General features: G+C 61.1%; 8 protein-coding genes and 2 pseudogenes. 6 read left to right on the top strand and 4 right to left on the bottom strand.

Annotated features, from left to right (window positions below; translation table 11 throughout):
* The first annotated feature begins 103 nt into the window (after positions 1-103).
* The 4 genes and pseudogenes from E3Z29_RS16450 (at position 104) to E3Z29_RS16435 (ending at position 4,273) form a co-directional block, all read left to right on the top strand.
* Complete coding sequence (locus E3Z29_RS16450) at positions 104-886, top strand: sugar phosphate isomerase/epimerase (RefSeq protein WP_134786326.1); 783 nt, start codon at positions 104-106, stop codon at positions 884-886.
* Entirely contained in the window at positions 879-1,886 is a 1,008-nt protein-coding gene (locus E3Z29_RS16445) for a sugar kinase (RefSeq protein WP_134786325.1), read from the top strand. The genes E3Z29_RS16450 and E3Z29_RS16445 overlap by 8 nt, the downstream gene beginning before the upstream one ends.
* A 96-nt stretch (positions 1,887-1,982) precedes the next feature.
* A pseudogene (locus E3Z29_RS16440) lies at positions 1,983-3,274 on the top strand (MFS transporter); the annotation flags it as partial.
* A gap of 21 nt (positions 3,275-3,295) precedes the next feature.
* Positions 3,296-4,273 carry a D-glycerate dehydrogenase gene (locus E3Z29_RS16435; protein ID WP_134786323.1) on the top strand — a complete coding sequence of 326 codons (978 nt, stop codon included), beginning with the start codon at positions 3,296-3,298 and terminating at the stop codon, positions 4,271-4,273.
* A 145-nt stretch (positions 4,274-4,418) separates the two neighbouring features.
* On the opposite strand, the pseudogene E3Z29_RS16430 reads toward E3Z29_RS16435, so the two are convergent.
* Positions 4,419-5,604, bottom strand: a pseudogene (locus tag E3Z29_RS16430) (pyridoxal phosphate-dependent aminotransferase).
* 232 nt (positions 5,605-5,836) lie between these two features.
* Here E3Z29_RS16430 and E3Z29_RS16425 point away from each other — a divergent pair.
* Positions 5,837-6,568: a hypothetical protein gene (locus E3Z29_RS16425; protein ID WP_134786322.1), complete on the top strand. Its 732-nt coding sequence runs from the start codon at positions 5,837-5,839 to the stop codon at positions 6,566-6,568.
* Between the two features lie 68 nt (positions 6,569-6,636).
* Here the strand turns inward: E3Z29_RS16425 and E3Z29_RS16420 are convergent, their stop codons facing one another.
* From E3Z29_RS16420 to E3Z29_RS16405, 3 genes are all read right to left on the bottom strand, one after another.
* Positions 6,637-8,262: a methyl-accepting chemotaxis protein gene (locus E3Z29_RS16420; protein WP_134786321.1), complete on the bottom strand. Its 1,626-nt coding sequence runs from the start codon at positions 8,260-8,262 to the stop codon at positions 6,637-6,639.
* Positions 8,263-8,599: 337 nt separating this feature from the next.
* Positions 8,600-9,742, bottom strand: a complete 1,143-nt coding sequence (locus E3Z29_RS16415; RefSeq protein ID WP_134786320.1) for a glycerate kinase — start codon at positions 9,740-9,742, stop codon at positions 8,600-8,602.
* A gap of 215 nt (positions 9,743-9,957) precedes the next feature.
* Positions 9,958-11,076 carry a sugar diacid recognition domain-containing protein gene (locus E3Z29_RS16405; protein WP_134786318.1) on the bottom strand — a complete coding sequence of 373 codons (1,119 nt, stop codon included), beginning with the start codon at positions 11,074-11,076 and terminating at the stop codon, positions 9,958-9,960.
* Positions 11,077-11,248: 172 nt separating this feature from the next.
* On the opposite strand from E3Z29_RS16405, the gene E3Z29_RS16400 reads away from it, so the two are divergent.
* The gene (locus tag E3Z29_RS16400; RefSeq protein ID WP_027611996.1) at positions 11,249-12,559 is read left to right on the top strand and encodes an MFS transporter; all 1,311 of its coding nucleotides are present in this window, start codon (positions 11,249-11,251) and stop codon (positions 12,557-12,559) included.
* The last annotated feature ends 12 nt before the right edge of the window (positions 12,560-12,571 follow it).

Below are 12,571 nucleotides of genomic sequence, written 5' to 3'. Positions count from 1 at the left end.
CAAATGTAGGAGTGAGCCTGCTCGCGATGGCGCCCGAACGCCCGACGAAGATCAATCAGATTTTTTTGAACAAAAATGAAACCGGTTTCAGAGGTAGATAACAATGAATAAACCTGCCGTTTCCATCAGCCTTTCCAGCTACGGCGCCGAGCTTGTGCGCCAACGCGGGCAAGACTTCTTCATCGATGTGCTGGCTGCCGCCGGCGCTGATCGCATCGAGTGGCGCGAAGAGCTGCTGACTCGCGAAGTGCCCGAGCAACTGCAAGCCGCCACTCGGGCGCAGGGACTGCAAAGCATCTATTCGTCGCCTAGCGAACTGTGGCTCGCCGGTCAGGCGCGGCCCAATCCCGAGCTGATCAACGCCCTGCAACGCGCAGAGGCATTCGGCTCGAAATGGCTGAAAGTCTCGCTCGGTTACTTCACCGACAACTGTGATTTGCAGGCGCTGAAACAGCTGCTCGGCGCCAGCCCGGTGCAACTGCTGGTGGAAAACGACCAGACCTTGCAGGGCGGCCGCATCGAGCCGTTCCAGCGTTTTTTCGCGGCGGTGGAGCAGCATGATTTGCCGATCAAGATGACCTTCGATATCGGCAACTGGCAGTGGCAAGACCAGTCCGCCGCCAACGCCGCACGTCTGCTCGGACGCCACGTCGGCTACGTGCACTGCAAAGCCGTGGCCCGCCGCGCCGACGGCAAACTGGTCGCCGTGCCGCCCGCCGTCAGCGACCTGCATTTGTGGGAACAACTGCTGCGGCACATGGCCCAAGGCGTTATGCGTGCCGCCGAATACCCGTTGCAGGGCGATGACCTGGTGGCACTGACCACCGAGCACGTCGCCGCCCTCGCCCGCCTTGGTCAATCGCGTCTGGAGCCTGCCCATGTCTGACATCGATATTTTGTCGTTTGGCGAAACCATGGCGATGCTGGTCGCCGAGCAGACCGGAGATCTGGCTGCGGTCGAGCATTTTCACAAGCGCATTGCCGGCGCCGACAGCAATGTGGCGATCGGCCTGTCGCGGCTGGGTTTCAATGTGGCGTGGCTGAGCCGGGTCGGCGCCGATTCCCTCGGACGTTTTGTAGTCGAGACCTTGATCAAGGAAGGTCTGGATTGCAGTCACGTCGCGGTCGATCACCAGCACCCGACCGGTTTCCAGTTCAAGTCGCGTAACGACGACGGCAGCGACCCGCAGGTCGAGTATTTCCGCCGTGGCTCGGCGGCCAGTCATCTGTCCGTACAGTCGATCAGCGACACTTTGCTCAGTGCCCGCCACCTGCACGCCACCGGGATTCCACCGGCACTGTCGGCCAGTGCGCGGGAAATGTCGTTCGAGCTGATGACACGCATGCGTCATGCCGGGCGCAGCGTGTCGTTCGACCCCAATCTGCGCCCGAGCCTGTGGGCCACCGAGCAAGAGATGATCCGCGAGATAAATCGCCTCGCAGCCCTCGCCCACTGGGTACTGCCGGGTTTGAGCGAAGGTCGCTTGCTGACCGGGTTCGAAGATCCGGCGGACATCGCGGCGTTTTATCTCGATCAGGGCGCCGAAGCCGTGGCGATCAAGTTGGGGCCGCAAGGTGCTTATTACCGCACGCAGTTGGATCAGGGGTTTGTCGCCGGGGTGCCGGTGGCCAACGTGGTCGACACCGTGGGTGCGGGTGATGGCTTTGCGGTTGGCATGATCAGTGCCCTGCTGGAGCATCAGAGTTTTGCCGAGGCGGTGCAACGCGCGAACTGGATTGGCAGTCGGGCGGTGCAAAGTCGCGGGGACATGGAGGGGTTGCCGACCCGGTCTGAACTCATCGTTGAATTCGAGGCCGCTGATCGCGAGCAGGCTCACTCCTACAGTGGATCTCCGCCAGTCACAGCTGCAGCGGCAAACACATAACCCTTGTAGGAGTGAGCCTGCTCGCGATGAGGCCCGCTCAGACAACCCATTAATTGAACCTGCTGCGACAAAAACAACAAGCTCAGGAGCAACACCATGAAAACCGCAACCCTCGCCACCCGCCGCTGGTGGTACATCATGCCGATCGTGTTCATCACCTACAGCTTGGCGTATCTCGACCGCGCCAACTACGGCTTTGCCGCCGCCTCCGGCATGGCCGCCGACCTGATGATCACCCCGGGCCTGTCTTCATTGCTCGGCGCGCTGTTCTTCCTCGGTTATTTTTTCTTCCAGGTACCGGGAGCGATCTACGCGCAGAAGCACAGCGTGAAAAAGCTGATTTTCTTCAGCCTGATTTTCTGGGGCGGCCTCGCCACCCTGACCGGCGTCGTGTCCAACGCCTACTGGCTGATCGTGATTCGCTTCATGCTCGGCGTGGTCGAAGCCGCGGTGATGCCGGCGATGCTGGTTTACCTGTGCCACTGGTTCACTCGCGCCGAACGCTCGCGGGCCAACACCTTTCTGATCCTCGGCAACCCGGTAACGATGCTGTGGATGTCGGTGGTTTCGGGCTATCTGGTGCAGCACTTCAGCTGGCGCTGGATGTTCATCATCGAAGGTTTGCCGGCGGTGATCTGGGCGTTTATCTGGTGGAAGCTGGCCGATGATCGTCCTGCTCAGGCCAAGTGGCTGAGCGAACAGGAAAAGCACGACCTGGAAAGCGCTCTCGCCGCCGAACAGGTCGGGATCAAAGCGGTGAAGAACTACGCCGAAGCGTTCCGCTCGCCGAAGGTGATCATTCTGGCGCTGCAGTTTTTCTGCTGGAGCATCGGCGTCTACGGCTTCGTGCTGTGGCTGCCGTCGATCCTCAAGGCCGGCGCGCAAATGGACATGATCGAGGCCGGCTGGCTGTCGGCGCTGCCGTACCTGGCTGCAGTGATCGGCATGCTCGCGGTGTCGTGGGGCTCGGACAAACTGCAGAAGCGCAAACGCTTCGTATGGCCGCCACTGCTGATCGCCTCCATTGCGTTCTACGGTTCCTACGCCTTGGGCGCGGAACATTTCTGGTGGTCGTACACGCTGCTGGTGGTCGCCGGCGCCTGCATGTACGCGCCGTACGGGCCGTTCTTCGCCATCGTTCCGGAGATCCTCCCGGCCAACGTCGCCGGCGGTGCCATGGCGCTGATCAACAGCATGGGCGCGCTCGGTTCGTTCGGCGGCTCGTACCTGGTCGGCTACCTGAACAGCTCCACCGGTTCGCCCGGTGCTTCGTACCTGCTGATGAGCGGCGCGTTGCTGCTGTCTGTGGTGCTGACGATTTTTCTCAAGCCTGGCGCCAGTGATCGTGTCGTGGCCAAAGCCGTAGTCACGCGTCCCGTGCCGGCGCATTCCTGAAGAGATTTTTGCCCATGAAAAAGCAAGTCGTGCTGTACAAGAAACTGTCGCCAGCGCTGATGACGCGTCTGCAGCAACAGTGTGAAGTGACGTTGATCGAAAGCCTCGACGCCGACGGCCTGATGAAGCTGCGTGACGCCCTGCCCGGCGCCCATGGCTTGCTCGGCGCCAGCCTGAAACTCGACGCCGCGCTGCTCGATCTGGCGCCGCAGCTTGAGGCCATCGCCAGTGTCTCAGTGGGTGTCGACAACTACGACATCGACTACCTGACCCGGCGCAAGATCCTCCTTAGCAACACCCCGGACGTGCTCACCGAAACCACCGCCGACACCGGTTTCGCGCTGATCCTCGCCACCGCCCGGCGCGTAGTGGAACTGGCGAACATGGTGCGCAGCGGCCAATGGCATCGCAACATCGGCCCGGCGCATTTCGGCACCGATGTACACGGCAAGACCTTGGGCATCATCGGCATGGGCCGCATCGGCGAAGCGCTGGCGCAGCGCGGGCATTTCGGTTTTGGCATGCCGGTGCTCTATCACAGTCAGTCGCGTAAACCGGCGGTCGAGGCGCGTTTTGACGCGCAGTACCGTAGCCTTGAGGCGCTGCTGCAAGAGGCCGATTTCATCTGCCTGACCCTGCCGCTGACTGCGCAGACCGAAGGCCTGATCGGCGCCGAGCAATTTGCGCTGATGCGCCCCGAGAGCATCTTCATCAATATCTCGCGCGGCAAAGTGGTGGATGAAGCGGCGCTGATCGACGCGTTGCGCCACCAGCGGATTCGCGCAGCGGGGCTGGATGTATTCGAGCGTGAACCGCTGAATCATGATTCGCCGTTGTTGCAGCTGAATAATGTGGTGGCAACCCCGCACATGGGTTCGGCGACGCATGAGACACGCGAGGCGATGGCGCGGTGTGCGGTGGACAATCTGCTGGCGGCTTTGGCTGGGGAGAAGCCGGCGAATCTGGTGAATCCGGTGGCTTGGCAGGGCTGAAAAATGCGCTGAATGGCAGATTGCATTCGCGAGCAAGCCCGCTCCCACAGGGTTCGGTGTGTGTACAGATAACATTATGTACACACCCATCCACTGTGGGAGCGGGCTTGCTCGCGAAGAGGCCAGTTCAGACAACACAAGACTGTCAGGCACTACGCACCTGCAACAGTTGCACCGCACACAACGCAATCCGCGCACAGGCATCCGCCAGCCGCACCCGATCCAGAACCAGCCCGATGCGAATATGCCCCGCCGCACTCGGCCCGAACTTCGCCAGCCAGCACAGAGACCCCATAACCTTCCAGCAAGCGCTCGGCAAACCCCTGCGCGCCAAACCCGGTCTGGCGCACATCGACCATCACGAACATCCCGCCATCGGGCCGGATCGGCTGCAACCCCGGGCAACCGCGCAAACGCTCGCACACCAGATCGCGGCGCAACCGATATTCCTCGCGCATCTGCGTCACCTCCGGCAGATCGCTTGCCAACGCGACCTCCGCTGCTTTCTGCACGAAATCCGGCAGACCGAACAGCATGCTCAACGACAGGTTCACCAGATGCTCGGCCAGCACCTTCGGCCCGATCGACCAGCCGATGCGCCAACCGGTCATGGCATGGGATTTCGACAGGCTGTTGATGGTTGCCGTGCGTTCGGCCATGCCCGGCAGGCTCGCCGGACTGATGTGTTCGCCCTCGTAGAGCAGATCGCTGTAGACCTCATCACTGATCAGCCACAAATCGTGGCGCACGCACAGCGCCGCCAGCTCTTGCCAGATCAGCAGCGACAGGCTCGCGCCGGAAGGATTATTCGGACTGTTGAGCAACATCGCGCGGGTCTTCGGCGTGATCCGCGCGGCGACATCGGCGGGGTCAACGCGAAAGCCATTCTCCGGCCTGACCGGCACCGGCACCACTGTCGCGCCGCACGCGCCGAACACACCCTCATAGGTCACGTACATCGGCTCGGCGACGATCACTTCGTCACCCGGATCCAGCAGGCATTGCGCGACCGAATACACCGCGCATTGCGCGCCGGGCAGCACGATCACGTGCTCGGCATCCACCACCTGACCGCTGCGCCGCTGGTGGCGGGCGGCGATCAATTTGCGCAGCGCCAAGCGACCACGCACTTCGGAATAATGCGTATCGCCGGCCAGCAGACTGTCGATGGCGCCATGAATGATCGGCAGCGGCGTATCGAAATCCGGATCCCCCACGCTCAGCAGCAGGATATCGACGCCCTCGGCGCGCAGCTCCAGCGCTCGGTCATGAATCTGCCAGGCAGCGGCTCCCTCCCCGGCGATTCGTTGGGTCAAGGCTGAATAACGCATGCACGTCTCCTGATTGCGCGGTCTCCAGCCTTCACCCTAGGTCAAATCACAAACCGCGCCAGCCGCTTTGTCCTTTGGATGAATTTAAAGAAGAACTTCGTACTGTGGTCGATTAGCGGTCGACTGACTACCTGTCAGAGTTGACAGTAGCCCCGCTTCACAAACGCTCGCTTAATCAACATGAGGAAACAACTGCGGCCCCCTCTAATCGAAACGACGGAGTGTTGAAACGATGACGAATCTGAATGAAAAAACCCTCTTATTGGACGCACCGGAAATCCCCGATGCGCTACCCAATTTCCCTGGCAGTCAGGTTAACCTGTTGCCATTGAGTGCATTGGGATCTCCCCTGAAAGTGTTAATTCCAGAATGGTATAGTTCACCTTCTGATCCAGGCGTGCCCGTACTGTTAAGGCTGTTGTTAAACGGGAATAGGGTGGCGGACTATCCTTTTACGACACCCATCGACCCGGCGCTTTTCCCATTTGAGGCCCATATTCCTGAGGCACACCTGGTACAAGAAGGCGTATATGAGGTTTCATACATCCTCGATATTGGCGGGAATGAAGACATGGCCGCGAGCACGCCGATTACGGTCGATCTAACGGCTCCCAACTTCGGCAATCCGGGAGAACCTCCGCAATTTCCACCAGAAATCGACAGTGAGGGGATCACACCGCAGTATCTCGCCGCCCACAATGATGAAGTTCTGGTAACCATTGCCATCTATATGCAGCAGCGAGCCTGCGACAGCATCGAATTTCACTTTGGCTCACTTGCGGCGGAGCCAGTCATCATTAAAACGGTGCATGACGCAACTTCACCTACCGTTATCAAACTGAGTGGCGCGATTATCCGTGAGATAGGCTCCGGCACGATGTTCGCGTTTTACAGGCTGCGCGATCGTGCAGGAAACCTTGGGCAACAGTCTTCGTTTAAGCAAGTCAAAGTGGACCTGTCTTGAAGCGCTGACTCTTCGAGGTGGGCCGAACAATCATCTGGTTCGGCCCACTTCAGGCAACTGCGTATTTCTCAAATCACAAACCGCGCCACCATGGCATTCAAATCCACCGCCAGACGCGACAGTTCATGGGTTGCGGCGCTGGTTTGATTCGCGCCGGCGGCGGACTGCGTGGCCAGATCACGGATGTTGACCAGGTTGCGATCAACTTCACGGGAGACCTGCGCCTGTTCTTCCGAAGCGCTGGCGATCACCAGGTTGCGCTCGTTGATCTGATGGATCGACTGGGTGATCTGCTCCAGCGCCACACCCGCAGCGCGGGCCATTTCCAGAGTGGTCTGGGTGCGCTGGTTGCTTTGCTGCATCGACGACACCGCTTCGCCGGTACCGTTCTGGATGCCAGCGACCATTTTTTCGATTTCCTGAGTCGATTGCGCAGTGCGATGGGCCAAGGCGCGTACTTCGTCCGCTACCACCGCAAAACCGCGTCCGGCCTCACCGGCACGCGCTGCTTCGATCGCCGCGTTGAGGGCCAGCAGGTTGGTCTGTTCGGCGATGGCGCGGATCACATCCAGCACCTTGCCGATGTCGCGACCCTGCGCGGCGAGGCCTTCGATCATTTGCGCGGTGCTCTGCACGTCATGAGTCATGGTCTGGATCGCGTCGACGGTTTTCACCACTTGATCGCGACCTTCACGGGCGGCCTGGGTCGACTGGTTCGAGGCTTCGGAGGTCGATACCGCGTTGCGTGCGACTTCCTCCACAGCGGCGGTCATTTCGTTGACGGCGGTGGCGGCTTGTTCGATCTCGTTGTTCTGCTGTTGCAGGCCACGGGAAGCCTCTTCGGTGACCGCGCTCAGCTCTTCGGCAGCCGCGCCCAACTGAGTCGCGGAACCGGCGATCTGTTCGATGGTTTTGCGCAGGTTGATCTGCATCGTGGACAGGGCTTGCAGCAGTTGGGTGGCTTCGTCCTTGCCATCGACTTCGATGGACTGGGTCAAGTTGCCGCCGGCGATGGTTTGCGCAGCCTGTACGGCACGATTCAATGGGGTGACGATGCTGCGAGTCAGCAACAGGGCCAGCAGTACCGTGGCGAGCGCGGCGACCACGGCAACAACGATGATGCCGGTAATGGCGCTGTCGTAATGCTCACCGGCCTGATTGGAGGCGACTTTCGCGCCCGCCGCGTTGATTGCGATCAGCTTGTTCAGTTGTTCGCCCATCTGGTCGGTGCCGTCCTTGATCCGCGTGTTGATCAAGGTGCGCATCTCGTCGACCTTGTCCTGACGCGACAGCTCCATCATCTGGTTTTGCGCTTGCAGGTAGTTGTCGAGCGTGGTCGCGAACGTCTGATACAACGCACGCTCTTCGCTCTCTGCCGGCAACGCGGCGTAACTGGCCTGAGCACTGCGCACCTTGTCCACCAGCACGCCGATGCGTGTTTGCGCTTCTTGCAGACCTGCCGGGTCGCGGTTGACCAGAATCCGGAACGACAGAATCCGCAGGCGCAGAACGTTTTCCGTGACCACGCCAAGGTAGGTGACGCTGGGCAGTTGGTTGGTCTCCATGTCGATGGAAGCCTGGCGAATGGTCGACATGCGGTTGACGGCGAACACACCAAGGACAATCACCAGCAAGGCGATAAAGGCAAAACCGAGGAAGGCACGGGGCGCGATATTCAGGTTACGCAAGGACATGGTTGGACTCTCGGATAGAGGTAGCTGCGAGCGTCCTTGCCGTCATCACTGGCCCTTGGGGGCGGGACCAGTCAGGCGTCACTGTTCGAGGGAATCTGTGTGCGCCTAATCTCTGTATCGGCGGGGCTTTAGGAAGATTTCGTGTAAAGCGAAAATATTTTTCAAGGTGTTTCACCACTGAAACACCCTGACACCAACCCTCTGTGGCGAGGGGATTTATCCCCGATCGGCTGCGCAGCAGTCGCAAAATCTCAAAACTGGTTTTTTGCGAAAAACGCGGGGGGCTGCTTCGCAACCCATCGGGGATGAATCCCCTCGCCACAACATCTTCACGCAATCAGTTATTGAGTTTGGCCATCTGCCAGACGCGGGCAATGTCAGTCGCCCGTTCGCGCAACAAGCGTGGAGCTTCGGCACAGGCCTGCTCCAGGGTCATCGGGCCGCTGGTGACGGCGAATGCGGCGTCGATGCCGTGCTCGTAGAGTTCCTGATAACCCTCACCCAAGGTGCCGGCGATGACGATCACCGGCACGCCGTGCTGTTTGGCAATCCGCGCCACGCCGAACGGGGTCTTGCCGCGCAGGGTCTGCGCGTCGAAGCGCCCTTCTCCCGTGATCACCAGATCGGCGCCGTTGACCGCTTCGGCCAGGCCCACCAGTTCGGCAACCACTTCCACGCCGGCCTGAAATTGCGCACCGAGAAACGCCTTGGCCGCAAAACCCAATCCCCCCGCCGCACCACTGCCCGGCTCATCGCGAACGTCCTTGCCCAACGCTTGCGCGCAGAGCTCGGCGAAATGCCCCAGCGCCTGATCCAGTTGCTGCACGTGTGCCGGTGAAGCGCCCTTTTGCGGGCCGAAAATCGCCGAGGCGCCGTGCGGGCCGCACAGCGGGTTGTTGACGTCGGCGGCGATGTCGAAGCGCACGTGGGCCAGACGCGGATCAAGCTCGCTCAAGTCCAGTCGCGCCAGTTGTGCCAGCGCCAAGCCGCCCGGCACCAATGGCTGACCCTGCGCATCGAGCAATTTCACCCCAAGCGCCTGCATCGCGCCGGCGCCGCCGTCGTTGGTGGCGCTGCCGCCAATCGCCAGAATCACCCGTTGCGCGCCGGCATCCAGCGCGGCGCGAATCAGTTCGCCGGTGCCGAAAGTGCTGGTGATGCAGGCATCGCGTTGCCCCGTAGGCACTAATTGCAAACCACTGGCCTCGGCCATTTCGATGATCGCGGTGTGATTGTGTGGCAACCAGCCCCACGCGGCGTCGACCGGCGCACCCAGCGGCCCGCGTACTCGGGTGCGGCGCAGTTCACCCTCGCAAGCGGCGAGAATCGATTCCACCGTGCCCTCGCCGCCGTCGGCCATCGGGCATTTGACCAGTGTTGCTTGCGGCCAGACTTGCGCCAGCCCCAGCGCAATGGCCTCGGCAACGCCTTGGGCACTTAGGCTGTCCTTGAACGAATCGGGGGCGATGACGATCTTCATGCGAATTCTCCAGTTCCAATGCCGTTCATGCTGCCAGTCGGCCTGCGCATTGACGCCTGTCCGCTGCACAAGCGCGGTGGGCGTTTATTGTTCATTTCTACAAAAGCCTGTGTCGAATGTACCGACGCTTTCGCGAGCAAGCTCGCTCCCACAGGGGAATGCATTCCAAATGTGGGAGCGGGCTTGCTCGCGAAGGCGTCGGTGAAAACATCCGATCAGCCCGGATCAATGTGCGGCAGCAATTGCACCCCGAGATATAGCGCCAGCATCCCGTCGAGTTTCAGCGGATCAACCCCGCTCAACTCAGCAATCCGCTCCATTCGATAACGCAAGCTGTTGCGATGAATGCCCAGCGCATCGGCGCAGGCCTGACTCTGCCCGTCGTGTTCACACCAACTGCGCAGGGTCGCGAGCAACTGGCCATTGCCGTCCTTGGCGATAACTTTGCGCAACGGTTTGAGCAATTCATCCAGCGCATCATCGTTGCGATGGCGCCAGAGCATCACCGGCAAGCGATAGCGATTGAGCGTCAGCAAGCGCGAATTCGGCAGCACTTCCCGGCCATAAGCCAGCAGATCGCCAACCCGCCGATAACAGCGGCGTAACCCGGCCAGCCCATCCGCCTGCCCGCCCACAGCGATGCGCAGAATGTTCCAGCCGAGGCCATCGAGTTTTTCCAGCAGGCGATCATGCTCAACCGTTTGACTTGCGGGTCGGCACCACAGCAGCGACGACTTGGCCGAACTGACGCACCAGCTGTCCGGATAGCGCGAGGTCAGCCACGCGCTCAGCGCCTCGACGGTCTGCCCCGGCCCATGCTCCAGACCCAGTTCGAACAGATACGGCACCCGGGTCAACTGCGGCTTGAGCCCCAGTTGCTGCGCCTCATCGACCAGTCGCGGCGAGTCGCCGGCTTCGCTCAACAGCAACGCCAACAGGTCATCGCAACGCTGGCGCCGCCATTGCTGCTCGGCCTGCTGGTTGCGCTGACCGACGAGCATTTCGGCGGTCATGCGCACCAGTTCGGCGTAGGTGCGCAGTTGCTCCGGTTCGCCGGTAATACCGAGCACGCCGATCAGGCGTTGATCGAGCATCAGCGGCAGGTTGATCCCCGGCTGCACACCTTTCAAGTGCACAGCGGTTTGTGCATCGATCTCTACCACCCGCCCGTTGGCCAGCACCAGTTGCGCACCTTCGTGACGGGTGTTGATGCGCTCCGGCTCGCCGCTGCCAAGGATCAGGCCCTGGCTGTCCATGACGTTGACGTTGTAGGGCAAAATGGCCATGGCCCGGTCGACGATATCCTGAGCGAGGTCGTGATCGAGTTCGAACATGATCGGCAAAATCCTTAAGCAGCGGCGGCGGACGGTTGTTCACCCGCACAGGGTCTGGCGGCAAACCCTGTGCTCAGGCACAAAGACAATCCGGCCACAGGTGGCCGAGACTCTCGGGGCGATCAACGTTAACCTGTGCATCGCAAAAAATCATAATAAAGAGAGAGCCGCTATGTCGCAGAGCGCCGCAGCTACCCAGACCATCGACGACGGTAAAAACGCCGTCTACAAACGCATCACCCTGCGTTTGATCCCCTTCATCTTCATCTGCTACCTGTTCAACTACCTCGACCGGGTCAACGTTGGCTTCGCCAAACTGCAGATGCTCGACGCATTGAAGTTCAGTGAAACCGTATACGGCCTCGGTGCCGGGATCTTCTTCATCGGCTACGTGCTGTGCGGCGTGCCGAGCAACCTGGCGCTGACCCGATTCGGCCCGCGACGCTGGATCGCGCTGATGATGATCACTTGGGGCACGCTGTCGACCTGCCTGTTGTTCGTCACCACCCCGACCCAGTTCTACACCCTGCGCCTGTTCACCGGTGCGGCCGAAGCCGGGTTCTTCCCGGGTGTGGTGCTGTACCTCTCGCAGTGGTTCCCGACGTTCCGCCGTGGGCGGATCATGGCACTGTTCATGTCGGCGATCCCGGTCTCGGGCCTGCTCGGCAGCCCGTTCTCCGGCTGGATCCTCAATCACTTCGCCGCCGGGCAAGGCGGACTGGCCGGCTGGCAGTGGATGTTCCTGCTGCAAGGCATCCCGACCGTAATCCTCGGCGCCCTCGCCTATTTCCTGCTCAGCGACAGCTTCGCCAATGCCAAGTGGCTGAGCCCGCACGAGCGCGCGGTGCTTGAAGCCGATCAGGCCGAAGACCTGGCGAACAAACCGAAAACCACTTCCGACTCACTGCTCGCGGTGTTCAAGAACCCGGCAATCTGGGCCTTCGGCCTGATCTATTTCTGCATCCAGAGCGGCGTGTACGCGATCAACTTCTGGCTGCCGTCGATCATCAAGAACCTCGGTTTCAGCGACAACCTGGTGATCGGCTGGCTGAGTGCGATCCCCTATCTGCTGGCGGCGGTGTTCATGCTGCTGGTGGGGCGTTCGGCGGATTTGCGCAAAGAACGGCGCTGGCACTTGGTCGTACCGATGCTGATGGGCGCGCTCGGGCTGCTGATCGCGGTGAACTTCGCCGCCAACCCGGCCATCGCCATCCTCGGCCTGACCATTGCAACCATGGGCGCGCTGACCGGTCTGCCGATGTTCTGGCCAGTGCCGACTGCCCTGTTGAGCGCAGGCGCGGCGGCCGGTGGCCTGGCGTTGATCAACTCGATGGGGCAAATGGCCGGTTTCCTCAGCCCGTACCTGGTGGGTTGGGTCAAGGACAGCACCGGTTCGACCGATGCGGCGTTGTATCTGCTGGCGGGTGTGATTGTCGGCGGCAGCTTGCTGGCGTTGCGCATGACGCGGACGCTGCGGGCTTAATCATCACGCATC

The sequence above is a fragment of the Pseudomonas sp. S150 genome, from assembly GCF_004526365.1.
Lineage (GTDB): Bacteria > Pseudomonadota > Gammaproteobacteria > Pseudomonadales > Pseudomonadaceae > Aquipseudomonas > Aquipseudomonas putida_A.
This window is presented reverse-complemented; position numbering and strand designations above follow the sequence as displayed.

Excerpts from the sequence above, each read along its gene's own strand:
- E3Z29_RS16450 (WP_134786326.1), top strand. The coding sequence starts at position 104 with ATGAATAAACCTGCCGTTTCCATCAGCCTTTCCAGCTACGGCGCCGAG.
- E3Z29_RS16445 (WP_134786325.1), top strand. The coding sequence starts at position 879 with ATGTCTGACATCGATATTTTGTCGTTTGGCGAAACCATGGCGATGCTG.
- E3Z29_RS16435 (WP_134786323.1), top strand. The coding sequence starts at position 3,296 with ATGAAAAAGCAAGTCGTGCTGTACAAGAAACTGTCGCCAGCGCTGATG.
- E3Z29_RS16425 (WP_134786322.1), top strand. The coding sequence starts at position 5,837 with ATGACGAATCTGAATGAAAAAACCCTCTTATTGGACGCACCGGAAATC.
- E3Z29_RS16420 (WP_134786321.1), bottom strand. The coding sequence starts at position 8,262 with ATGTCCTTGCGTAACCTGAATATCGCGCCCCGTGCCTTCCTCGGTTTT.
- E3Z29_RS16415 (WP_134786320.1), bottom strand. The coding sequence starts at position 9,742 with ATGAAGATCGTCATCGCCCCCGATTCGTTCAAGGACAGCCTAAGTGCC.
- E3Z29_RS16405 (WP_134786318.1), bottom strand. The coding sequence starts at position 11,076 with ATGTTCGAACTCGATCACGACCTCGCTCAGGATATCGTCGACCGGGCC.
- E3Z29_RS16400 (WP_027611996.1), top strand. The coding sequence starts at position 11,249 with ATGTCGCAGAGCGCCGCAGCTACCCAGACCATCGACGACGGTAAAAAC.